General features: G+C 72.4%; 20 protein-coding genes. All 20 read left to right on the top strand.

The genetic code is table 11. The features are described from left to right. The first annotated feature begins 59 nt into the window (after positions 1 to 59). The 20 genes from AC0VX6_RS21000 to AC0VX6_RS20905 all read left to right on the top strand — a co-directional run bounded on the left by AC0VX6_RS21000 (position 60) and on the right by AC0VX6_RS20905 (position 24,037). A complete protein-coding gene (locus tag AC0VX6_RS21000) occupies positions 60 to 1,412 on the top strand; it encodes a bifunctional folylpolyglutamate synthase/dihydrofolate synthase (RefSeq protein WP_274974297.1) in 1,353 nt (450 codons plus the stop codon). 31 nt (positions 1,413 to 1,443) lie between these two features. After that, positions 1,444 to 1,839, top strand: a complete 396-nt coding sequence (locus AC0VX6_RS20995) for a DUF4233 domain-containing protein (protein WP_274974296.1) — start codon at positions 1,444 to 1,446, stop codon at positions 1,837 to 1,839. A gap of 154 nt (positions 1,840 to 1,993) precedes the next feature. Next, the gene (ndk, locus tag AC0VX6_RS20990) at positions 1,994 to 2,398 is read left to right on the top strand and encodes a nucleoside-diphosphate kinase (RefSeq protein ID WP_130394764.1); all 405 of its coding nucleotides are present in this window, start codon (positions 1,994 to 1,996) and stop codon (positions 2,396 to 2,398) included. Between the two features lie 220 nt (positions 2,399 to 2,618). Continuing rightward, positions 2,619 to 3,653 carry a rod shape-determining protein gene (locus tag AC0VX6_RS20985; RefSeq protein ID WP_013154400.1) on the top strand — a complete coding sequence of 345 codons (1,035 nt, stop codon included), beginning with the start codon at positions 2,619 to 2,621 and terminating at the stop codon, positions 3,651 to 3,653. A 3-nt stretch (positions 3,654 to 3,656) separates the two neighbouring features. Continuing rightward, complete coding sequence (gene mreC, locus AC0VX6_RS20980; protein ID WP_475465712.1) at positions 3,657 to 4,553, top strand: rod shape-determining protein MreC; 897 nt, start codon at positions 3,657 to 3,659, stop codon at positions 4,551 to 4,553. Continuing rightward, complete coding sequence (gene mreD / locus AC0VX6_RS20975; protein ID WP_274974295.1) at positions 4,550 to 5,110, top strand: rod shape-determining protein MreD; 561 nt, start codon at positions 4,550 to 4,552, stop codon at positions 5,108 to 5,110. The genes mreC and mreD overlap by 4 nt, the downstream gene beginning before the upstream one ends. 8 nt (positions 5,111 to 5,118) lie before the next feature. Further along, on the top strand, positions 5,119 to 7,263 hold the full coding sequence (gene mrdA / locus AC0VX6_RS20970) for a penicillin-binding protein 2 (RefSeq protein WP_274974294.1): 2,145 nt from the start codon (positions 5,119 to 5,121) through the stop codon (positions 7,261 to 7,263). A gap of 2 nt (positions 7,264 to 7,265) precedes the next feature. Further along, on the top strand, positions 7,266 to 8,438 hold the full coding sequence (rodA, locus tag AC0VX6_RS20965) for a rod shape-determining protein RodA (RefSeq protein WP_274974293.1): 1,173 nt from the start codon (positions 7,266 to 7,268) through the stop codon (positions 8,436 to 8,438). Between the two features lie 282 nt (positions 8,439 to 8,720). Further along, entirely contained in the window at positions 8,721 to 10,658 is a 1,938-nt protein-coding gene (locus AC0VX6_RS20960; protein WP_274974292.1) for a TIGR03960 family B12-binding radical SAM protein, read from the top strand. A gap of 669 nt (positions 10,659 to 11,327) precedes the next feature. After that, complete coding sequence (locus tag AC0VX6_RS20955; RefSeq protein WP_274978207.1) at positions 11,328 to 12,104, top strand: TIGR03936 family radical SAM-associated protein; 777 nt, start codon at positions 11,328 to 11,330, stop codon at positions 12,102 to 12,104. Between the two features lie 158 nt (positions 12,105 to 12,262). After that, positions 12,263 to 15,232 (top strand): Rne/Rng family ribonuclease, encoded by a 2,970-nt coding sequence (locus AC0VX6_RS20950; protein WP_475465708.1) that lies wholly within the window; start codon positions 12,263 to 12,265, stop codon positions 15,230 to 15,232. A gap of 359 nt (positions 15,233 to 15,591) precedes the next feature. Continuing rightward, positions 15,592 to 15,903, top strand: a complete 312-nt coding sequence (gene rplU / locus AC0VX6_RS20945) for a 50S ribosomal protein L21 (protein ID WP_019609597.1) — start codon at positions 15,592 to 15,594, stop codon at positions 15,901 to 15,903. A 14-nt stretch (positions 15,904 to 15,917) separates the two neighbouring features. Then, positions 15,918 to 16,178 (top strand): 50S ribosomal protein L27, encoded by a 261-nt coding sequence (rpmA, locus tag AC0VX6_RS20940; RefSeq protein ID WP_274974290.1) that lies wholly within the window; start codon positions 15,918 to 15,920, stop codon positions 16,176 to 16,178. 122 nt (positions 16,179 to 16,300) lie between these two features. After that, positions 16,301 to 17,665, top strand: a complete 1,365-nt coding sequence (gene obgE, locus AC0VX6_RS20935) for a GTPase ObgE (RefSeq protein WP_274974289.1) — start codon at positions 16,301 to 16,303, stop codon at positions 17,663 to 17,665. 81 nt (positions 17,666 to 17,746) lie between these two features. Further along, a complete protein-coding gene (proB, locus tag AC0VX6_RS20930) occupies positions 17,747 to 18,904 on the top strand; it encodes a glutamate 5-kinase (RefSeq protein WP_274974288.1) in 1,158 nt (385 codons plus the stop codon). 91 nt (positions 18,905 to 18,995) lie between these two features. Continuing rightward, positions 18,996 to 19,886 carry an alpha/beta hydrolase fold domain-containing protein gene (locus tag AC0VX6_RS20925; RefSeq protein ID WP_274974287.1) on the top strand — a complete coding sequence of 297 codons (891 nt, stop codon included), beginning with the start codon at positions 18,996 to 18,998 and terminating at the stop codon, positions 19,884 to 19,886. A 37-nt stretch (positions 19,887 to 19,923) separates the two neighbouring features. After that, entirely contained in the window at positions 19,924 to 20,370 is a 447-nt protein-coding gene (locus AC0VX6_RS20920; RefSeq protein WP_475465706.1) for a type II toxin-antitoxin system PemK/MazF family toxin, read from the top strand. A gap of 203 nt (positions 20,371 to 20,573) precedes the next feature. Continuing rightward, entirely contained in the window at positions 20,574 to 21,848 is a 1,275-nt protein-coding gene (locus AC0VX6_RS20915; RefSeq protein WP_274974285.1) for a glutamate-5-semialdehyde dehydrogenase, read from the top strand. A gap of 309 nt (positions 21,849 to 22,157) precedes the next feature. Beyond that, positions 22,158 to 23,129 carry a hypothetical protein gene (locus AC0VX6_RS20910; protein ID WP_274974284.1) on the top strand — a complete coding sequence of 324 codons (972 nt, stop codon included), beginning with the start codon at positions 22,158 to 22,160 and terminating at the stop codon, positions 23,127 to 23,129. Positions 23,130 to 23,305: 176 nt separating this feature from the next. Then, a complete protein-coding gene (locus AC0VX6_RS20905) occupies positions 23,306 to 24,037 on the top strand; it encodes an alpha/beta hydrolase family protein (protein WP_475465704.1) in 732 nt (243 codons plus the stop codon). Positions 24,038 to 24,191: the final 154 nt, after the last annotated feature.

Raw genomic sequence — 24,191 nt, 5'->3', positions numbered from 1 at the left:
GTGGGGGCGCGTAGACTGGCGCGGGTGTACACCCCGAACACACGAGACACCGAGACACCGTGAGCGAAGCCAGCGCCGAGCAGCGCTACGCCGAGGTGACCGCGGAGATCCTCTCCCGAGCGCCCGAGTCCGACATCGATCCTCGACTGGACCGGGTCCGCACTCTGCTGGACCTCCTGGGCGACCCGCACCGCAACTTCCGGGCCATCCACGTCACCGGTACCAACGGCAAGACCTCCACCGCCCGCATGATCGACGCGCTCATGCGCGGGCGGGGTCTTCGCGTGGGCCGCTACACCAGCCCGCACCTGCGCACCGTGCGCGAACGCATCGTCATCGACGGGGAGCCCGTATCCCAGGAGCGGTTCGTCGAGGCCTACGACGACATCCGCCCCTACATCGAGATGGCCGACTCGATGAACGACGCACCGCTGTCGTTCTTCGAGATCCTCACGGTGATGGCCTACGCCGTCTTCGCCGACGCCCCCGTGGACGTGGCCGTCGTCGAGGTCGGCATGGGCGGCCGGTGGGACGCCACCAACGTCATCGACGGCGACGTCGCCGTGGTGACCCCCATCGGGATCGACCACACCGAGTACCTGCCCGACACGGTGGAGGGCATCGCCGAGGAGAAGGCGGGCATCATCAAGCCCGACTCCGTGGCGGTCCTGGCCCAGCAGCCGCTGCCCGCCGCCGAGGCCCTGGTCCGCAACGCCGCGGAGGTCGGGGCCCGGGTGGCCAGGGAGGGGCTGGAGTTCGGCGTCACCTCCCGCGAGATCGCCGTCGGCGGCCAGCAGATCGCCCTCAAGGGCCTCACCGGCAGCTACGAGAACCTGTTCCTGCCCCTGTTCGGGGCGCACCAGGCCGGGAACGCCGCCGTGGCCGTGGCCGCGGTCGAGGCGTTCGCCTCCTCCGGCGACGACGCCGGGGGCCTGGACCCCGCGATCGTCGCCGAGGCCCTCGCGGGAGTGGACTCCCCGGGCCGCATGGAGGTCGTGCGCACCAGCCCGACCATCATCGCCGACGCGGCGCACAACCCGGCCGGAATGACCGCCACCGCGGCGGCCGTGGAGGAGGCCTTCACCTTCTCCCGGCTGGTCGGGGTGGTCGCGATCATGGCCGACAAGGACGTCGAGGGGATCCTCGAACCCCTCGAACCACTGCTCGACGAGATCGTCGTCACCCGTAACTCCTCCCCGCGTTCCCTCGAACCGGAGCGGCTGTCCAACGTCGCCCAGCACGTCTTCGGTGAGGAACGCGTGCACGTGGAGCCCCGACTCGACGACGCCATCGACCGGGCAGTGGGCCTGGCCGAGGAAGGCGGGGAGTTCGGCGGCACCGGTGTACTGGTCACCGGATCGGTCGTCACCGCCGGTGACGCCGTCCACCTGTTGCGCGGTGCGCAGGAGTGACGGGCCAGGTCTACTACGAAGGGAACCCGCCGTGCGTGTAGTCTGCGCCGTCATCCTGGTGTTCGAGGTCATCGTGATCGGCCTCTTCATCCCCGTCGCCGTCTCCCTGGAGGGGATGGACCCGGTCCTCGCCGGGAGCCTGTGGGGAGGGATGGCCGTCGCCGCCCTCGTGCTCTCCGGACTCCAGAAGCACCGCTGGGCGCACTACGCGGCCTGGGTGCTTCAGGCAGCCTTCCTGTTCACCTCCTTCCTGGTCTCCGGGGCGGTTCTGATCGCCGTCGTGTTCGTCTCCCTGTGGGTGACCGGCGTCATCATGGGCCGCCGCACCGACGAGATGAAGGCCGCCCACCTGGCCCGCGCCGAGGCGGAGGCCGCCGGGCGGGGCGAGGACGCCGAGGCCTCCGCGCCCACGCGCCAAACGCGATAGTGTGACGCAGGTCCGGGCGGGCGGCCCGGGGAGAACCCTCCTCCTGCGGCCCCCGCACCTGTGACCCATCACCCGATTCCTCCGCGTGCGGCCGCTGCCGTGGGCGGGTGCCCACGTGCGCCACGCGGAGCCCCAGTGAGGAGTTGACACGCACGTGGAGCGCACTCTCGTTCTCATCAAGCCGGACGGCGTCCGCCGCAACATCGTCGGCGAGGTCATCTCGCGCATCGAGCGCAAGGGCCTGAAGCTGGTCGCCATGGAGCTGCGCACGCTCGACGCCGAGACCGCCAAGACGCACTACGAGGAGCACGCCGAGCGCCCGTTCTTCGGCTCGCTCGTCGAGTTCATCACCGGCGGCCCCCTCGTGGCCATGGTGGTCGAGGGCGAGCGCGCGGTGGAGGCGTTCCGCGCCCTGGCCGGCGCCACCGACCCGGTGACCGCCACCCCCGGCACCATCCGCGGCGACTTCGCGCTGGAGGTGCAGCAGAACATCGTGCACGGCTCGGACTCCACCTACTCCGCCGAGCGCGAGATCAAGCTCTTCTTCCCCGGCCTGTAGGGAAGACGGCACGGCCGCGGGTCCCTCGGCATGTGGGACCCGCGGCCACGGGCGACTTCGGTCGGTTCGTCCGCCGACGGGGCAACAATTCGGTGTGTTTGCGTAACGGACTAAGTGCTGACCGTTACGATACGGGGGACTCAACACCTATCGTGCCGGAACGACTACGTATGGTCGCCCCGGGCAACCACGTCCGACACGGCGCCTCTGAGGACGTTACATGCCGAACAACCTTGCTTTTCTCGGCCGGGACATGGCCGTCGACCTGGGTACCGCCAACACGCTCGTGTACGTGCGAGGACGCGGCATCGTTCTGAACGAGCCGTCGGTGGTCGCGCTCAACACCTCAACGGGCCGGATCGTCGCTGTCGGCATCGAGGCCAAGCAGATGATCGGCCGCACGCCGACCAACATCACGGCCATCCGTCCCCTCAAGGACGGTGTCATCGCCGACTTCGAGATCACCGAGCGCATGCTGCGCTACTTCATCCAGAAGATCCACCGTCGGCGCCACTTCGCCAAGCCGCGCCTGATCGTGGCGGTGCCCAGCGGCATCACCTCGGTCGAGCACCGCGCGGTCAAGGAGGCGGGCTACCAGGCCGGCGCGCGCAGGGTCTACATCATCGAGGAGCCCATGGCCGCCGCCATCGGCGCCGGGCTCCCCGTCCACGAGCCCACCGGGAACATGGTCGTGGACATCGGCGGCGGCACCACCGAGGTCGCCGTGATCTCGATGGGCGGCATCGTCACCTCGCAGTCCATCCGCGTGGGCGGCGACGAACTCGACCAGGCCATCGCGACCTTCGTCAAGAAGGAGTTCTCGCTGATGATCGGGGAGCGCACGGCCGAGGAGCTGAAGATGGCCATCGGCTCCGCCTACCCGACCGGCTCGGAGGAGATCCGCGCCGAGGTGCGCGGGCGCGACCTCGTCAGCGGGCTGCCCAAGACCATCGTCCTGTCCGAGAGCGACGTCCGCCAGGCGATCGAGGAGCCGGTCACCGCCATCGTCGACGCGGTCCGCACCAGCCTGGACAAGTGCCCCCCGGAGCTGTCGGGCGACATCATGGACCGCGGCATCGCCGTCACCGGCGGCGGAGCGCTGCTCCGCGGGATCGACGAGAGGCTCCTGCACGAGACCGGGATGCCCATCCACGTCGCCGACAACGCGCTGGACTCCGTCGCTGTCGGCTCTGGCACCTGCGTAGAGAACTACGAACGGCTCCACCAGGTACTCGTCCCCGAACGGCGGAGGTGACCCATGTTCCGCGACTCACGCAGATCCCGCGTACTCCTCGCCGTGCTCGTGGCCGTGGCGGTGGCCCTGCTCGTCCTGGACGCCCGTCCCGGCGCCAACCCCGTCACCTCCGTGGCCCGCACGGGCGGCGAACTCGTCTTCGCGCCCGCCGCCGCGGGCGTCACCTGGGCGACCGGGCCCGTGACCGGTCTCTACGAGGGCCTGGTCAGCGGCCCCGAATCCGAGCGCGTCGCCGAGCTGGAGCAGGCCAACGCCGAGCTGGAGGACGACCTGCGGGCCGCCCGCATCGACAAGGCACGCGCCGAGCAGCTCGACGCGATGCTGGGGCTGGCCGGTCTGGGCGGCTACGAGATCGTCCCCGCCCAGTCCGTCACCCACGTCACCGCGCGCGGCTACGCCGACACGGTCACCATCGACACCGGAACCGACTCCGGTGTGCGCCCGGACATGACCGTGGTCAACGGCTCCGGCCTGGTGGGCAAGGTGATCGAGGCCGGTCCGAGCACCGCCACCGTCATGCTCGCCACCGACGTCAACTCCGCCGTCGGCGCACGCCTGGAGGCCACGCGCAAGATCGGCGTGGTCCGGGGCGGCACGGTCCCCGGCGGCCCCGACGCCGAACTGACCCTGGAGCTGTTCGACCTCCAGGCGCCGGTCGAGGCCGGGGACCGGCTGGTCACGCTCGGCTCGCACGAGGGCGCGCCCTTCGTGCCCGGCGTGCCGATCGGCACCGTCGAGGAGGTGCAGGTGGCGCCCGGCGCGCTCAGCCGCCTCGCCCGTATCGCCCCGGCCGTGGACTTCTCGTCCCTGGACGTGGTGGGCGTCGTGGTCGGGGGTCCCGAGGAGGACCCGCGCGACTCCGTGCTCCCGCCCCGACCCGACAAGGGGGAACGCTCATGAGGAACGCAGCGACCCTGGTCCTGGTGGCCGTCGCCGTCCTCGCCCAGGCCACCGTGGTCAACCGGCTCCCGTTCGAGTGGGGGGCCGGGCCCGACCTCGTGGCCGCGGCGATCGTCGCGGTCGCCCTGACCACCAGCCCCGCCGCCGCCGCGGCGTGCGGTTTCGCCGCCGGACTGGCCATGGACGTCCTGCCGCCCGCCGAGCACGCGCTGGGCCGCTACGCCCTGGTGCTGTGCGTGGCCGCCTACCTGCTGGCCCTGCTGCACAGGAACACCGGCTCCGCCGGGGCCCTGGGCGGCAGGCCCTCGGTGTGGGCCCTGATGGCCGCCACCGCCGTCACCGCAGTGGGAGTGGGCCTGGGCTACGCGCTGGTCGGCGTGCTCATGGGCGACCCGCGGATGTCGCTGGCCGCCGTGGCCGTCAACACCCTCGTCGGCGCCGCCCTGACCACCCTGGTCTCGCCGCTGGTCACGCTTCCGCTGCTGTGGGCGCGGGGGGCGTTCTCCGACAGCGAGCTCGCCGGAGTCCGGGGCCCGGTGTCCACGGGGGGGTGGTGAACGTGCACATGTCGCCCGTCGACGACGTCGAACTGCCCGGCCGCAAGCTCGGCCGGGCCGGACTGCTGCTCGCCCAGATCCTGGTCCTGGTGCTCTTCGCGGCCCTGGCCGTACGGCTGTGGTACCTCCAGATCCCGATGTGGGACCACTACCGGGAGCTCGCGGTGGCCAACCACCACCAGCAGCTCCTCGTCCCCGCCACGCGGGGGCAGATCCTGGACGCCACCGGCCGCCCGCTGGTCAACAACAGCACCGAGCTGGTGGTCTCCGCCGACTACCACGAGATCACGGGCATGGACGACGGCGGGGAGAAGGTCCTGACCGACCTGTCCGAGGTGCTCGACGTCCCGCTGGAGGAGCTCCAGAAGCGCATGCGCCTGTGCGGGCCCGAGGTGAGCCGCCCGTGCTGGCCCGGCTCGCCCTACCAGCCCGTCACCCTGGCCGACGACGTGGAGCCGTCCGTCGCCCTCCAGATCATGGAGAGCGCCGACCGCTTCCCCGGGATCAGCGCCCAGGCCCACGCCGTGCGCGAGTACCCGCAGGGCGAGCACGGCTCCCAGATGCTGGGCTACCTGCAACCGGTGACCCAGGAGGAGCTGGAGGCCCGCGAGGACCTGCGTACCCAGTTCACCGGCATCGACATGGTGGGCCGCGACGGCGTGGAGGCGGTCTACGACGCCCAGCTGCGCGGCACCGCGGGCAAGCGCGTCCTGGGCGTGAACAACCACGGCGAGGTCATGGAGGTCATCTCCGAGACGCCGCCCGAACCGGGGACGCACCTGGTCACCCATGTCGACCTCGGCGTGCAGAAGATCGCCGAGGAGGCGCTGGCCGAGGGGATGGAGAACGCCCGGCCCCGCTACAAGGCCGACTCCGGCGCCGCCATCGTCCTGGACGTGCGCACCGGCGGCGTGGTGGCCATGGCGAGCCTGCCCACCTACGACCCCGCGATCTGGCGCGGCGGCATCGACCAGGAGACCTTCGACGAGATGCTCAGCGAGGAGGCGGGCGAGCCGCTGCTCTCCCGCGCCGTGCAGGGCACCTACCCGCCGGGCTCCACGTTCAAGGTCTCCTCGCTCGCGGCGGCGGCGGAGAACGGCTACTCGCTGCGCAGCACCTACGCCTGCCCGGGCTCGGTGAACCTGGCCGGGCAGAACTACGAGAACTACGAGGGCCAGGGCCAGGGGCCGATCAGCCTCCACGAGGCCATCGTGGTCTCCTGCAACACCGTCTTCTACAACTTCGGCTACCAGATGTGGAAGGACGACGGCGGGCTCTACCCCGACGGCGAGGCCGACGAGGCGATGGCCGAGATGGCCAAGGGCTTCGGCTTCGGCTCACCGACCGGGATCGACCTGCCCTACGAGACCTCCGGGCGCATCCCCGACCGCGAGTGGAAGCGCACCTTCTGGCAGGAGACCCGCGAGAACAACTGCCACCGGGGCGAGCACGGCTACCCCGACGTCGCCGAGACCGACCCGTCGCGCGCCGCCTACCTCAAACTGCTGGCCTACGAGCAGTGTGTGGAGGGCTTCCAGTGGCGGGCCAACGAGGCCGTCAACTTCGCCATCGGCCAGGGCGACGTCCTCGTCACCCCGCTCCAGCTCGCCAGCGCCTACGCGGCCATCGCCAACGGCGGCAAGCTCTACGAGCCGCGCATCGGCAGGGCGCTGGTCTCCGCAGACGGGACGGAGGTGCGCGAGATCGAACCGGTCGTGCGCGGCGAGCTCCCGGTCAGCGACGAGACGCTGGAGTACCTCCAGACCGCGCTCACCGCGGTCCCCAAGGAGGGCACCGCCCGCGGCGCCTTCGCCGGGTTCCCGCAGGACCAGGTGTCCGTCGCGGGCAAGACCGGCAGCGCCGACGTGGAGGGGCGCCAGGTCTCCTCCTGGTTCGCCTCCTACGCGCCCGCCGACGACCCGCAGTTCGCCATCGTCGTCCTGGTCTCCCAGGGCGGTACCGGCGGTACGACGGCGGCGCCCATCGCGCGGGCCATCTACGACGGCATCTACGGGTTCGACTCCCCGGCACAGGGGGCCGAGACCGAGGCAGACGCGTCCGGCGGCGCGGAGCCGCTGATCCCGGGCGGCGCGCCGCCCGAGCAGCTGCCCGACGTCCGTCCCGACGGTTCCATCGACCTGCTGGATCGGTAGCCATGAGCACCTACATGGGGGCGCCCGGGTCGCGGAGCGCCGAGATCGGACGCAGCGCGGCGGGCCTGGCGCGCCGACTGGACTGGACGCTGGTCGTGTCGGTGGCGGTCCTGTGCGCCATCGGTACGCTGCTGGTGTGGTCGGCGACCATCCCGGGCGACGGCAGCGACCCGCTGGAGTCCACCGAACACCTGGTCCGCCACCTGCTCCACCTCCTGGTGGCGTGGGCGCTGTGCCTTCTGGTCGCCGCGGTGGACCACCGCACGATCCGCGCGTACGCTCCGATCGTCTACCTGGTCACGGTGGTCGCGCTGGTCCTGGTGCTCACCCCGCTCGGCGAGGTGATCAACGGGTCGCGCGGCTGGATCGTGGTCGGCGGCTTCCAGTTCCAGCCCAGTGAGCTGTCCAAGGTCGGTCTGGTCCTGGTCCTGGCCACGCTGCTGGGGGAGCCCCGCGACGGCGAGGCCCGGCCGATGACGCGGGACGTGGTGTTCTGCCTGGTGGTCCTGGCGGTGCCGCTGGCACTGGTGATGTCGCAGCCGGACCTGGGCACCACTCTGGTGCTCGTCACGATCTTCCTGGGCATGCTCACGCTGTCGGGCGCCCCGATCGTGTGGGTGGCGGGCATGCTGGCGTGCGGGGTGGTCGGCGCGCTGTGCGTGTGGTGGTTCGACCTGCTGGAGCCCTACCAGCTGGACCGCATCGCCACCCTGATGGACCCGACCGCCGACCCGCAGGGCGCGGGGTACAACTCCAACCAGGCGCTGATCGCGGTGGGGTCGGGCGGGTTCAACGGCACCGGGCTGTTCCAGGGCGAGCAGACGCACGGGCAGTTCGTGCCCGAGCAGCACACCGACTTCATCTTCACGGTGGCGGGCGAGGAACTGGGGTTCGTGGGGTCGGTGGTGGTCATCGGCCTGTTCGCGCTGATCCTGTGGCGGATCCTGCGCATCGCCCAGGGGTGCGAGCAGCCCTACCCGCGCCTGCTGTGCGTGGGCGTGGTCGCCTGGTTCGGGTTCCAGGCCTTCATCAACATCGGGATGGGGCTGGGGGTCGTACCGGTGACGGGTCTGCCGCTGCCGTTCATGTCCTACGGCGGCACCGCGATCGTGGCCAACATGGTCGCCCTGGGGCTGGTGCTGGGCGTCGACTCCCGGGACCGGGGTTTCGCCTAGGGACACGGAGCACGACACCGGCGGGGCGGGCACGGCGCAGGCGCCGGTGCCCGCCCTGCCGCCGTGCGGAGGGCCGATCCCGGCGGGGGAGCGGCGCGGCGCCGGGGGACAGGCCCGGGGCGGGTCCCGACCGGGCCTGTGGACGGAGCGGCCCGGAGCCCGTGGCGCCGGTAGCCTGGGAACATCCGCGCGGGCGCGCTCCACGCGTCACCGCGCCGGCCCCCGCGACGGCGGGGGTCCACGCACACCCGACACGATGTCCGCCGAACGAAGGCCCACACCATGTCCGTCGAAAGCCTCTTCCCGCGGCTGGAACCCCTGCTGACGCAGGTGGCCAAGCCCATCCAGTACGTCGGTGGCGAGCTCAACTCCGTGGTCAAGGAATGGGACGAGACCCGGGTGCGCTGGGCGCTGATGTACCCGGACGCCTACGAGGTGGGAGTGCCCAACCAGGGCGTCCAGATCCTGTACGAGGTCCTCAACGAGCGCGAGGGCGTGCTGGCCGAGCGCGCCTACGCGGTGTGGCCGGACCTGGAGAAGCTCATGCGCGAGCACGGCGTGCCGCACTTCACCGTGGACTCGCACCGGCCGCTGGCCGCCTTCGACGTGCTCGGGCTGAGCTTCGCCAGCGAGATGGGCTACACCAACATGCTCACCGCGCTGGACCTGGCGGGCATCCCGCTGCGCGCGGCCGACCGCACCGCCGACCACCCGGTCGTGCTGGCGGGCGGGCACTCGGCCTTCAACCCCGAGCCGATCGCCGACTTCCTGGACGCGGTGGTCCTGGGCGACGGCGAGGAGATCACCCTCGCCATCACCGAGATCATCCGCGAGTTCAAGGAGGAGGGCGAGCCCGGCGGGCGCGACGGCCTGCTGCTGCGCCTGGCCGCGACCGGCGGCGTGTACGTGCCCCGCTTCTTCGACGTGGCCTACCACGAGGACGGGCGGATCGCCTCCTACACGCCCAACCGGCCCGGGGTGCCCGGCACGGTGCAGAAGCACACCGTGATGGACCTGGACCAGTGGCCCTACCCCAAGAAGCCGATCGTGCCGACCGCCGAGTCCGTGCACGAGCGCTACAGCGTGGAGATCTTCCGCGGCTGCACGCGCGGCTGCCGGTTCTGCCAGGCGGGGATGATCACCCGGCCGGTGCGCGAGCGCAACAAGGAGACCGTCACGAAGATGGTCCAGGACGGCGTCGAGGCCTCCGGCTTCCAGGAGGTGGGGCTGCTGTCGCTGTCCAGCGCCGACCACAGCGAGATCGGGCAGATCGCCAAGGGGCTCGCCGACCGCTACGAGGGCACCAACACCGGCCTGTCCCTGCCCTCCACCCGCGTGGACGCGTTCAACATCGACCTGGCCAACGAGCTGACCCGCAACGGGCGCCGTTCCGGCCTGACGTTCGCGCCGGAGGGCGGCAGCGAGCGGATGCGCCGGGTGATCAACAAGATGGTCACCGAGGAGGACCTCATCCGCACCGTCACCGCCGCGTACGCGGCCGGGTGGCGGCAGGTGAAGCTGTACTTCATGTGCGGCCTGCCCACCGAGGAGGACGAGGACGTCCTGGCCATCGCCGACCTGGCCACCGAGGTGATCCGGACCGGTCGTGAGGTGACCGGACGCAAGGACATCCGCTGCACGGTGTCCATCGGCGGGTTCGTGCCCAAGCCGCAGACCCCGTTCCAGTGGGCGGCGCAGACCTCGCACGAGGCCGTCGACGCCCGGCTGCGCAAGCTGCGCGACAGGCTGCGGGGCGACCGCAAGTACGGCAAGTCGATCGGTCTGCGCTACCACGAGGGCCGCCCCTCCATCATCGAGGGCCTGCTCTCCCGGGGGGACCGCAGGGTCGGCCGGGTGGTCGAGGAGGTGTGGCGCTCCGGGGGCCGGTTCGACGGCTGGAGCGAGCACTTCTCCTACGACCGGTGGTCCGGGGCCGCCGAGGCCGCCCTGGCCGACCTCCCGGTGGACGTGGACTGGTTCACCACCCGCGAGCGCGACGAGGACGAGGTCCTGCCCTGGGACCACCTGGACGCGGGCCTGGACCGGTCGTGGCTGTGGCAGGACTGGCAGGACTCGCTGTACGGCGAGGAGTCGCTGGAGGTGGACGACTGCCGCTGGAACCCCTGCTACGACTGCGGTGTCTGCCCGAGCATGGGCACCGAGATCCAGATCAACGCCCCGGCGGAGGGCCGCCCGCTGCTGCCGCTCAACGTGGTCTAGCCGACCGGGCGCCGGTCGCGGGGCGGACCCCGCCCCGCGGCCGTAGGGCTGCGGCCACGGCGGCGTGCCGCGCTGGCCCGGGAGGTTTCCGGGCGGCGCCGGACACGGAGGAACCCCTGGTCCCACCGGTCGTCGGTGGGGTCAGGGGTTCTGGCGTCCGTGCCGGGGCGGGGGTCGGCTCATGTGCCCCGGGAGGGCGTGAAGTAGGATTTCGCGCTCCGGGCGCTCTCTCGACCCTTGAGGGGGAGCGGCCCGGGGGAGGAAGGTGTACGGCCCGGCGCCCCGCTCGCGCCGGGCCGTACGTGTAATAGGACTCGCGGGCTGCGCGGGGGGTTGCCATCGGATCCAGATTTTCTTCGGATTTTTTTCGGTGAACCCCGCGTTCTGGTGGTGAACACGGCTCCGGTGTCCGCTCCGACCGCTCGGGGACTTTTCGACCGCAGGTCAGTGGGGGAGATACCGGTATGCGTAGTCCTGCTGGCGCATGTGCACCACGGCGCACCGTACGCTGAACAGGACGAGGAACAGCCCCTTCAGGTCGCCCCGCCGACCGCACCAGGGGGCATGAGGAAAGGAGTTGAGCTGCCCCCCGCATCCGAGGGCACCACCTCACCCTCCACCGCCAAACCCGGACAACGGCTTCGCGTCCACTACGCCAAGCGCGGACGCATGAGGTTCGCCAGCCACCGCGACATCGCCCGGGCTCTGGAGCGCGCCCTGCGCAGGGCCTCCGTACCCGTGGCTTTCTCCGCTGGCTTCTCGCCTCACCCCAAGGTCTCCTACACCGGCGCGGCCCCCACAGGGGTCGCCAGCGAGGCGGAGTACCTTGAACTCACTCTGGCCGAGCACCGTCCGCCCGAGAGGGTCCGAGCCGACATCGACGCGGCCATGCCCCAGGGCATCGACGTCGTCGAGGTCGTCGAGGCCCGACATCCCGGGCTGGCCGACCGGCTCCAGGCCTCCGAATGGCGCGTGGAGATGGCGGGCGTCGACCCCGACGACGCCGCCAGGGCGGTGGCCGCCTATCTGGCCGCCGACAGCGTCGAGGTGGAGCGGATGACGAAGAAGGGCCGTCGCCGCTTCGACACGCGGCCGGCGGTGGTCCGCATCGACGTGTGCGCTGACTCCCTCGGGCGCGCCCCAGAGGAACATCACACGACATATGCCATACTTCGGATGGTCGTACGGCACACGACACCTGCTGTTCGACCGGACGACGTGCTGACCGGCCTTCGCCACGTGGCCGACCTCGCGCCGCCGTCATCTCCGATGATGACCCGGCTGGCGCAGGGGCCGCTGGACGAGACGACAGGTGCGATCGCGGACCCGCTCTCCCAGGACCGGCCCGAAGCCCACACGAGCTCCGGACCCGCGGACGACAACGCGGACGAGCGGCGCGAAGACGCACCACGGCCGTCAACGCCCATGGCGGGACCGCGCGGATGAGCGGCCCCGAAGCGGGGAACATGGGCGACACCACAGGACTTTGCCCCGACGGCGCCCCGGCGCCGTCGGCGCTGACACAGCGACGACAGTTCTCGTGAGCCGCGCCGCCGACCGAGAGGTCGCGGCGCGCCCGAGGACTCTGACGGGAGACCGCCCGGATGCTCGACAACGAGCCCAACAACGGTGCCGACGGCACCGCGGGTACAACTGAAACAACCGACAACACGGCGGCGGCGCCCCCCGCGGGGGGCGGCGAGGTGCGCGTGACCACGCCCGCGCCCGCCAAGGGCGTCCGCCGCGCCGCCGGACCACCCCCCGAACCCGACGACGTCTTCACTCCCCCCTCCGCGCCCGTCACCTCCCTCGCCGGTTCCGGTGAGGGGGGCACGGTCAAGACCTCGGTGACCACCACCTCGCGCAGGCGCACCGTGCGCGCCGCGGGCCGTCCCGACGAGGACGCCGCCCCGCGCAGGGCCCGCGCCTCCGCCGACGAGGACGCGGCTCCGCGCCGTTCGCGCGCCTCCGCCCCCGCCTCGGAGGACACCGCCCCCTCCGCGGCCAGGAGCCGCGGCCGTTCGCGCGCCCGCTCCGCCGCGGCCTCGGAGACCGCCGGGACCGCGCCCTCCGGGGCAGCCGACGAGCCCGCCAAGGACAAGGACAAGGACAAGGACGAGGAGACCGTGGAGGCGGGCGGCGGCAACGTCTTCCAGGCCCCCTCCATGCTCTTCCAGCCCCCGGTGGCCAGCGCCGCCCCCGTGCCCGCCCGCGGCACCGCCCCGGCGGAGGCCGACGAGGACGCGCGCGAGGAGCCCGAGGAGGAGACCGCCCAGGCCACCGGTGCGGAGGAGACCGGCGACGGGGACGACGACCGCCCCAGCCGCCGTCGCCGCCGTCGCGGAGGCCGGGGGCGCGGCCGCTCCCGCGCGGACGAGGACGAGGCCGCCGAGGCCCCCGAGCCCGCAGAGGACAAGGCGGAGCAGCGCGGCGACAAGGACCGGGGCGAGGACGACGGCGCGGCCGACGAGGCCGCCGAGTCCGACGACCGCAGCAGCCGTCGCCGGCGCCGCCGTCGCCGCCGCTCCGGCGGGGGGGACGGCCCCGAGGCCATCTCGGACGACCCGCCCAACACCGTGGTCCGGGTGCGCGAGCCCCGCCAGGAGAAGCCGATCGAGGACGAGGTCCAGGCGGTCCGCGGCTCCACCCGGCTGGAGGCCAAGAAGCAGCGCCGCCGCGAGGGCCGTGAGCAGGGCCGCCGCCGCGCGCCCATTGTCACCGAGTCGGAGTTCCTGGCCCGGCGCGAGTCGGTCAAGCGGGACCTGGTGGTGCGCCGCGTCGAGGACCGCACCCAGATCGCCGTCCTCGAGGACGACATCCTCGTCGAGCACTACGTCGACCGGGCCACGCACCGCTCCTACGTGGGCAACGTGTACCTGGGCCGGGTGCAGAACGTGCTGCCCTCGATGGAGGCCGCGTTCGTCGACATCGGCAAGGGCCGCAACGCCGTCCTGTACGCGGGCGAGGTCAACTGGGACTCCTTCGGCCTGGACGGCCAGCCCAAGCGCATCGAGTCGGTGCTCAAGTCCGGCCAGTCGGTCCTGGTGCAGGTCACCAAGGACCCCGTCGGCCACAAGGGCGCCCGCCTGACCAGCCAGATCAGCCTGCCCGGCCGCTACCTCGTGTACGTGCCCGGCGGCTCGATGACCGGCATCAGCCGCAAGCTCCCCGACAAGGAGCGCGCGCGCCTCAAGCAGATCCTCAAGAAGGTCATGCCCTCCGGCGCGGGCGTCATCGTGCGCACGGCCGCCGAGGGCGCCAGCGAGGAGGAGCTGGAGCGCGACATCACCCGTCTCGCCAAGCAGTGGGACTCCATCAAGCGCAAGTCCAAGTCGGCCAACGCCCCCTCACTGCTCAACAGCGAGCCCGACCTGACGGTGCGGGTCGTGCGCGACGTGTTCAACGAGGACTTCTCCAGCCTCGTCGTGTCCGGTGATGAGGCCTGGACCACCGTCCACGAGTACGTGGACTACGTGGCCCCCAACCTCTCCGAGCGCCTCTCGCACTGGAACGAGGACCGCGACGTCTTCGCCGCCTACCGCGTCGACGAGCAGATCAACAAGGCCCTGGAGCGCAAGGTCTGGCTGCCCAGCGGCGGCTCGCTGGTCATCGACCGCACCGAGGCCATGACCGTGGTCGACGTCAACACCGGCAAGTTCACCGGGCAGGGCGGCAACCTGGAGGAGACGGTCACCAAGAACAACCTTGAGGCGGCCGAGGAGATCGTCCGCCAGCTCCGGTTGCGCGACATCGGCGGCATCATCGTCATCGACTTCATCGATATGGTCCTGGAGTCCAACCGCGACCTGGTGCTGCGGCGCATGCTGGAGTGCCTCTCGCGCGACCGCACCAAGCACCAGGTGGCCGAGGTGACCTCGCTGGGCCTGGTCCAGATGACCCGTAAGCGGGTCGGCCAGGGCCTGCTGGAGGCCTTCTCGCACAGCTGCGAGCACTGCAACGGCCGCGGCCTGGTGGTCGCTGGCGACCCGGTCGAGGGCAAGGGCGGCGGCAACGGCAACGGCCGCAAGAAGAAGAAGGGCAAGGGCGAGCCGGACCAGGCCGCTGAGAAGGCCGAGAAGCCGTCCTCCGACAAGCCCGAGAAGGCGGGCGGTGACGCCGACGGGTCCGCCGGGGCGGACGCGGCGCGGACCGAGGAGGCCCCCGAGGCTCCGCAGGCGACCGGGGCCCCGGCCCCGGAGACCGCCAAGAAGACCCGTAAGCGGGCCTCCCGCTCCCGCAAGGCCGAGGCCGCGGCGGAGGAGCAGGAGGAGATCACCGCCACGGAGGAGGCCCCTGAGGCCGCTGAGCCCGAGCAGGCCGCGGAGGCACCCGAGGAGGCCCCGGCCAAGAAGACCCGCGCCCGGCGCACCACCCGTCGTACCGCCCGCGCGGCGGCCGACACCGGTGAGGCCGAGGCCGCGGGCGGTGAGAGCGTCCCCGCCGAGGCGGACGCGACCGCCGCCGAGACGCCCGCCGAGACCGGTGACGACGAGGCCGCCGAGCGGCCCAAGCGTCGCCGGACCCGGCGCACCAGGGCGGCGGCCACCCCGCCGACCGCCGTGGACGCGGGCTGATTCAGGGGCGGTAGCCCCGCCGTGGTCCGGACCGGCGCCAGCCCGGTCCGGACCACGGCACGTGTACAGGCCCGTGGCGGGCCGATGGTAATCTGAGGGACGGTGCGTCGGCGCGCTATGCCACCACAATCGCGCGCCCCGACACCGAAGTGCTCTCCACGCAGGGTTTGTTTCCCTCGGATCCCCGCGCCCCGCTACAGGCGATCAGTGGATCGTGGAACGAGGCACCTCCCCGCCCACACGGGGATGGGCCTCCCGGCCGATCTGGGCACAGGTGCGGTCGGACCCGGACCCCGGGCTCATGTCTCGGGGATGGTCCCGAGCATTATTCGTTGAGCGAGCAGGAAGAGAGTTACCCGGTGTACGCGATCGTGCGAGCGGGCGGCCGACAGGAGAAGGTGTCTGTCGATGACGTCCTGAACATCGACAAGGTCTCCGACGAGACCGGCGCCACCATCACATGGCAGCCCATCCTCGTCGTCGACGGTGACAACGTCATCAGCGACGTCGACAAGCTGAGCGGCTACACGGTCAGCGCCGAGGTCCTCGGTGAGACCAAGGGCCCCAAGATCAACATCCTGAAGTACAAGAACAAGACCGGTTACAAGAAGCGCCAGGGTCACCGCCAGAAGCACACCCAGGTGCGCGTCACCGGCATCGCGGCGAAGTAGGAGGCCTGGAAGAAATGGCACACAAGAAGGGCGCTTCGTCCAGCCGTAACGGTCGCGACTCGAACGCCAAGCGCCTCGGCGTCAAGCGCTTCGGCGGCCAGAGCGTCTCGGCTGGTGAGATCCTGATCCGTCAGCGCGGCACCAAGTTCCACCCCGGCGCCAACGTCGGCCGCGGTGGCGACGACACGCTGTTCGCGCTGGTCGCCGGCGAGGTCAAGTTCGCCAGCTTCCGCGGCCGCAAGGCCGTCAACATCGTTCCCGCCGTCGCCGAGTAGGCACACGCGCGGACGTTGTACAGGGCGGGCCAGGGAACACTGGCCCGCCTCTCGCGTTGTCACTGGATGACGCGTGTGTGTCCAGGCCCCCGCTCGGGGGCCGGAGAGTAACGGGGAGAGCTATGCCTGACTTCGTCGACGAGGCGGTCTTGCACGTCAAGGCCGGGAACGGCGGGCATGGCTGCGCCTCCGTGCACCGTGAGAAGTTCAAGCCGCTGGGCGGTCCGGACGGCGGTAACGGCGGCCACGGCGGGGACGTCGTCCTGGAGGTCGACACCCAGACCGCGACCCTGCTGGACTACCAGCGCCGCCCGCACCGCGCCGCCGGTAACGGCACGCCCGGCCAGGGCGGCCACCGCGCCGGGGCCAAGGGCGATGACCTCGTCCTCAAGGTGCCCGACGGCACCGTGGTCAGCCGTATGGACGGCGAGGTCGTCGCCGACCTGGTCGGCCACGGCACCCGGCTGGTGCTCGCCGAGGGCGGCCACGGCGGCCTGGGCAACGCCGCGCTGGCCACCAAGCGGCGCAAGGCCCCCGGCTTCGCCCTCAAGGGCGAGGAGGGCCAGGGCTTCGACGTGCGCCTGGAGATGAAGACCATCGCCGACGTCGGCCTGGTGGGCTTCCCCAGCGCGGGCAAGTCGTCCCTGATCGCCGCCATGTCCGCGGCCCGCCCCAAGATCGCCGACTACCCGTTCACCACCCTGGTGCCCAACCTGGGCGTGGTGGAGGCGGGCAACGTCCAGTACGTCATCGCCGACGTGCCCGGCCTCATCCCGGGGGCCAGCGACGGCAAGGGGCTGGGCCTGGAGTTCCTGCGCCACATCGAGCGCTGTTCCACCCTCCTGCACGTGCTGGACTGCGCCACCTACGAGCAGGGCCGCGACCCGGTCAGCGACCTGGAGGCACTGGAGGCGGAGCTGTCCGCCTACGGCCGCAGCACCGGCGTGGACCTGTCCGACCGGCCGCGCCTGGTCGCCCTGAACAAGGTGGACGTCCCCGAGGCCCGCGAACTCGCCGAGCTGGTCACCCCGATGCTGGTCGAGCGCGGCTACCGCGTCCTGGAGGTCTCCGCGGCCTCCCGCGAGGGGCTGCGCGAACTGTCCTTCGCCCTGGGCGAGCAGGTGGCCGCGGCCCGCGAGGCCGCGCCGCCCGCGGAGCCCACCCGGGTCGTGATCCGTCCCCAGGCCATCGGCGACGCGCCCTTCCAGGTGGTGCCGCTGGGCGGCAACGCCTTCCAGGTGCGCGGAGACAAGCCCGCCCGCTGGGTGCGCCAGACCGACTTCTCCAACGACGAGGCCGTCGGCTACCTCGCCGAGCGGCTCAACCGCCTCGGCATCGAGGAGCAGCTGGCCAAGGCGGGCGCCACCGAGGGCGCCGAGGTGCACATCGGCACCGAGGAGGACTCCGTGGTCTTCGACTGGGACCCCTCCACGGACGCCGAGGTCGTCCCGTCCGGCCCGCGCGGGTCCGACGCCCGGCTGGGCTGACCCGCGCGGGGACCGACGGCCCGGCCGACAGGCACGAGCGCGGCGCCCGGTGCCGCGCCACTGGATGGAAAGCCCCACACGGTGCACAGCGCAGGACTCGAACAGACCGACTCCCTGGAGGCCTCCGGGCGCGCGGCGGTGGCCGCCGCGCGCCGGGTCGTGGTCAAGGTGGGATCGTCCTCCCTGACCACACCCGACGGCCGGATCGACTCCTGCCGCATCCGCGACCTGGTCCGGGTGCTGGCGGACCGCCGGGCCGCGGGCCAGGAGGTCATCCTGGTCTCCTCCGGGGCGGTCGCGGCCGGGATGACCCCGCTCGGCATGGCCCGCAGGCCCCGCGACCTGGCCTCCCAGCAGGCCGCCGCCAGCGTGGGCCAGGGGCTCCTGCTGGCCGCGTACACGGCCGAGCTGGCCGGGCACGACCTCACCGCGGCGCAGGTCCTGCTCACGGTCGAGGACATGATGCGGCGGGTGCAGCACCGCAACGCCCAGCGCACGCTGCGCCGCCTGCTCGACATCGGCGCCCTGCCCATCGTCAACGAGAACGACACCGTGGCCACGCACGAGCTGCGGTTCGGCGACAACGACCGCCTGGCGGCCCTGGTGGCGCACCTGATGCGCGCCGACGCGCTGGTGCTGCTCTCGGACGTGGACGCCCTGTACGACGGCAACCCCTCCGCTCCGGGGTCGTCGGTGGTCAGCCTCGTGCGCGGTCCGGCGGACCTGGACGGCATCGACATCGGCAGCGCGGGCGGGCGGGGCGTGGGCACCGGCGGGATGGTCACCAAGGTGGCGTCCGCGCGGATCGCCACCGAGGCGGGCGTGCACACCCTGCTGACCTCCGCCGCGAACGCCCGCACGGCCCTGGAGGGTGGGCCCGCGGGCACCCTGTTCGCCCCGGGGCGCGGACGGCGCCCCTCGGCCCGCCAGCTGTGGCTGGCGCACGCCACCGCGGGTCGGGGCAGCCTGGTCCTGGACCCCGGCGCTGTCACGGCGGTGGTGCGGGAGAAGGCGTCCCTGCTCCCGGCCGGTGTGGTGAGGGTGACCGGCGACTTCAACGCGGGCGACCCGGTGGACCTGTGCGACGAGGGCGGCGCCGTCGTCGCGCGCGGACTGGTCAACTACGACGCCGCCGAGGTGCCCGACCTGATGGGCAGGTCCACACGGTGGCTGGCCCGCGAGATGGGCCCCTCCTACGAGCGCGAGCTGGTGCACCGGGACGACCTGGTCGTGCTCTAGAACGCGTTCCCCCGGACCGCCGCGGTCCCGTCCCGCCGCGACACCCGTGTGGCGATGTCGGGGACATCCCCCGAGGAGAGTGAAGACACCCATGCCCAGCCTGGTGGCGAGAATGCTCGCGGTGGCGTTCCGGGTGGCGCGCAAGCGCCCCATGGAGACCGTCGAGGGCGCGCGCGAGCGCATCGACGAGGCCAAGGACGACCCCGAGCCGCCGCACTGGGTCGCCAAGCGCCACGAGACCACCCGGCGGGAGGTCGGGGGCTTCGCGAGCTACACGGTCCTCGCCCGGGACCGGGAGGAGGACCCCGACAAGGCCGTCCTGTACGTGCACGGGGGCTCCTACATCAGCGAGATCTCCCCCTGGCACTGGGTGCTGATCTCGCGCATGGCGGACGTGGGCTGCCGGGTGGAGGTGCCCATCTACGGGCTGGCGCCCCAGCACACCTACCGCGAGGCGTTCGGCTTCCTCCACACCGTGTACCGCGACCTGCTGGAGCACGTCGTGCCGGAGCGCACGGTGTTCGCCGGGGACTCGGCCGGGGCGGGCCTGGCGCTGGCCCTCGCGCAGACGCTGCCCGGGGAGGGCCTGCCCCAGCCCGCGCGGCTCATCCTGGTCTCCCCGTGGGCGGACCTGACCATGTCCAACCCCGACATCGCCGAGGTGGAGGGCCGGGACCCCTGGCTCAGCCCGGTCGGCCTCAAGGAGGCCGCCAAGGTGTGGGCGGGCGGCGACGACCTGTCCCTGCCCCGGCTCAGCCCCGTCAACGGCGTGCTCTCCGGCCTGCCGCCCATGGACCTCTACATCGGCACCCGCGACGTGTTCCTGCCCGACACCAGGCGCCTGCGCGCGCTCGTCGCGCGGGCCGGGGGAGAGGTGGACCTGCACGAGGAGGAGGGGGCCTTCCACGTCTACCCGCTGGTCCCGGTGCCCGAGGGCAGCCGGGCGCGGGCGAGCATCATCGGCACCGTCCAGGACCTGTGAGGCCACCCGGGCGGGGCGGACGCCCTAGGATGCGGGCGTGAGCGAACGAACGACACGCCGAAGCGAGGACCACCCCCACCGGGGCGAGGTCCGCGAGATCCCCACCGCCGCCAGCGCCACCAGGCTCGTCTACGCGCCCGAGCGTGACGGACTCGCCGACGCGGGCGAGATCGTGTGGACGTGGGTCCCCTACGAGGAGGACCCGGGGCGGGGCAAGGACCGCCCTCTGCTGGTCGTCGGTCGCCGGGGCGGGCGGCTGCACGGGCTGATGCTGTCCTCCCAGCGCCCCGAGGCGTGGGAGCGCCAGGACTGGCTGCCCGTGGGCTCGGGCCCCTGGGACCGGGAGCAGCGCGACTCCTACGTGCGGGTGGACCGGCTCTTCGAGTTCGACGAGGACGACATCCGCCGGGAGGCGGCCGTCATGGACGAGGAGCTGTTCTGGATGGTCGCCGACGTCCTGCGGGCCCGTTACGGGTGGAACTGAGCGGCGGGGGCGTGCGGTTTCCCCGGTGCCGCGTGCGGCGTCCGCGCCGACCCCCGCGGTGCCGGATCCGGCTTGTGGACAACCGCGTCGCCGACCGCGCGGCGCTATACGCTGGAAGCATTCACTCCGGCGCATGCCCCTGAGACCCTTCGACGCCGCAGGGCGGGTACGCCGGGATGGCCTCCCAACCAAGAGAGAGCACCATGAGTGACATCGAGCGCGAGGTCCACGCGGTAGCCGGGCGGGCCAGGAACGCGGCGGCCGACCTCGCCCCGCTCAGCCGGGCGGTCAAGGACGCCGCACTGCTGGCGATCGCCGACGCCCTGGTCAAGCGGTCCGACGAGATCACCGCGGCCAACGCCGAGGACGTGGCGCGGGCCCGCGAGGACGGCACCAGCCCGGCCATGGTCGACCGGCTCACCCTCACCCCGCAGCGGATCGAGGCCATCGCCGAGGCCGTCCGCGAGATCGTCGAGCTCCCCGACCCGGTGGGCGAGTCCGTGCGCGGGTCCGTGCTGCCCAACGGCCTGGACCTGCGCCAGATCCGGGTGCCGCTCGGTGTCATCGGCATCATCTACGAGGGCCGCCCCAACGTCACCGTGGACGCCGCCGCCCTGTGCCTCAAGAGCGGCAACGCCGCCCTGCTGCGCGGCTCCTCCTCGGCCTACTCCTCCAACACCGCCATCGTCGGGGTCCTGCGGGACGCCCTGGAGGGCACCGGGGTCCCGGCGGACGCCGTCCAGATGGTGCCCGGCCGCACCCGCGAGTCCTCCACCGCGCTCATGCGGGCGCGCGGCCTGGTGGACGTGCTCATCCCGCGCGGCGGGGGCTCCCTCATCCAGGCCGTGGTGCGCGACTCCACCGTGCCGGTCATCGAGACCGGGGAGGGCCTGTGCCACGTCTACGTGGACGCCGACGCCGACCTCGACAAGGCCGTGGCCATCACCACCAACGCCAAGGCGCAGCGCTGCTCGGTGTGCAACTCCGCCGAGACCCTGCTGGTGCACGAGGCCGTGGCCGAGGAGTTCCTGCCGCGCGTGCTGGAGGCCCTCGGCGAGAGCGGCGTGACCGTGCACGGCGACTCCCGGGTGCTGGAGGCCGCCGCCGCCCGCCCGACCGGGGCCCGGGTGGTCGAGGCCACGGAGGAGGACTGGGCCACCGAGTACCTGTCCATGGACCTGGCCGTGCGCGTGGTGCCCACCATCGACGAGGCTCTGGCCCACATCCGCAGGTACTCCACCCAGCACACCGAGGCCATCGTCACCGACTCGCTGAAGGCCTCCCGGTACTTCGTCTCGCGGGTGGACTCCGCCGCGGTCATGGTCAACGCCTCCACGAGGTTCACCGACGGCGGCGAGTTCGGCTTCGGCGCCGAGATCGGTATCTCCACCCAGAAGCTGCATGCCAGGGGCCCGATGGGGCTGACCGAGATGACCTCCACCAAGTACGTGGTCACCGGGGACGGCCACCTCAGGTAGCCGCGCGCGCCGGGGCCGCCCTCGCGCGGGCGGCCCCGGACCGCGAGGGACCGCGCGCCACGGGGCCGCCCGTGACGTGCGGTCGGAGGCGCGTGTTCGTTGTGCGACCGAGAGTGACATTCGGGACCCGAGGGGCCGTTGGCATCTGGAGCGTTTTCCCGCTGGAAACCTGGACAGAAGCGAATCTTCGTCTAGCACGTATTCCCAAAGCGACGGCTGGTCGGTAATTTCACTGTGGTGTCTCACGGCGCGCTTCCGCATCGCTCGGAGCGTCGCCTCCCCACGGTCACAACGAAAGGAATCCCCCGAATGAAGCTCCGGAGCAAGGTCGCTGCCATCGCCACGACCGCCCTGGCCGTCGGTGGTGTCACGCTGATGGCCTCCCCCGCCCAGGCTGACCTGGTCACCCTCTGCTCGGGCCACGGCGGTGCCATCACCCTGCCCACGGACCTCGCGGTCCCCGCCGGCAAGAGCTGCTTCCTGGACGGAACGGTCATCCAGGGCGACGTCACCGTCCGCCAGGGTGCCAACCTGCACATCATCGGCGGCGAGATCGAGGGGAAGGTGACCGTCCAGAAGGACGCCTACTTCGACTCCCAGGAGAGCTCCGTCGGCGACCGCGTGGTCAACCGCGGCTCCTACGGCACCTACCTGGAGAACAGCTCCACGGGTGCGGCCCTGCGCGCCGTCCCGGTCGACGGCGGCAACACCGACGGCTTCTCCTACGTGGTGGACTCCTCCGTCCACAGCATCAACGCCGAGGTCGGCGCCGTCTACGTCTCCGGCTCGCGCATCAGCGGCGCCGTCAAGGCCGACGGTGTCGAGTACGCCGACATCTACGACTCCGTGGTGCGCGGCGCCCTGACCGTCAACAACCCCGCCAGCGGCGGCATCCTCTGCGACAGCGAGGTGATCGGCGCGGCCACCTACAGCGGCGGCACCGGTCCGGTCGCGGTCGGCGCCGGCGAGCAGGAGGGCTTCTGCTCCTCCGTCAACTACGTCGACGGCGACCTGAGCGTCACCGGCGTCAGCGGCGGCGTCTACGTCGACAACAACATCGTCGGCGGTGACCTGTCCACCTCCGCCAACAGCCCGACCGCCCAGGTCGGTGAGAACAACCGCGTCCGCGGCGACATCCTCACCGAGGAGATCGCCCTGCGCAGCTTCTCCGCCGCCGTGGTCGAGGAGTTCGAGGCCCACGAGGACGACCTGGCCGAGGAGGTCGAGGAGGCCCGCTCCACGACCATCGACGAGGCCATGGCCGCCGGTCCCGCCTTCTAGGACCCGCTCCCGGTCACCCCGGAACGCCCGACAGCGCCGACGGCCCCGCCGTCGGCGCTGCCGTGTGCCCGGGTTCCCGGCCTCGTCGTGGCGCGCCGTGGGGACGCGCGGTGGGGATGGCGGGGGGAGGGCTGTTACCGTCCGCGAAAGGCCCGCCCGAGGACGAGGAGCGACGCGTGCCCACCACCGTTCCCTACGGAGAACGCCCCAGCCAGATCGCGCACCTGTGGGAACCGGAGAGCGGCGCGCCCGCGCCCGTCGCCGCCCTGCTGCACGGCGGCTGGTGGCGGGACGGGCTCGACGCCGGGCTCATGGACCCGCTGGCCCGCGACCTGGCCGCCGCCGGGTGGGCGGTGTGGAACGTGGAGTACCGCCGCACCGGCGACGACGGGGGCGGCTGGCCGCAGACGCTCGACGACGTCGACCGCGCCCTGGCGGTGCTCGCCGGGGCCGCGGCCCGCGAGCCCGACCGCTACGACCTGTCCCGCACGGTGTCCGTCGGCCACTCGGCGGGCGGGCACCTGGCGCTGCTCAACGCACTCCACCCCCGCACGCCCGTGCGCGCCGTGGTCGCCCTCGCGCCCGTCACCGACCCCGAGCGCTGCGCCCGGGAGGGGCTGGGCGAGGGAGCGGTGGAGCCGTTCCTGGGCCCCGTCCCCTCCGCGGGGGTCCACGCCGCCAGTTCGCCGCTGCTGCGCGTGCCGCTGGGAGTGCCCCAACTCGTCGTGCACGGGGACGCCGACCAGCGCGTCCCGGTCGACCACAGCCGCGCCTACGTGGCCGCCGCGCGTGCCGCGGGGGACGAGGTGGACCACCGCGAGCCGGTCGGCGCCGACCACTTCGCGGTCATCGACCCGGCCCACCCCGCCTGGCGGGAGGCGCGGGCCTACCTCGACGACCTGCGCTGAGCCGCCCGCGCCCGAGGGCGCGGCCGCGTCCCGCGAGGAGGAGCCCCCGGCTCAGCGGAGCCGCACCCGACGGAGCGCACCCGCCGGACACGCCCGAGGGGCGGCCCCCGTCCGGGAGCCGCCCCTCGCGGCCGGGCACCCGTTTCCCGCGCGC

The organism is Nocardiopsis sp. iso_25 (assembly GCF_056173305.1).
The sequence above is the reverse complement of the archived record's forward strand: the minus strand, read 5'-3'. Positions and strand labels throughout refer to the sequence as shown.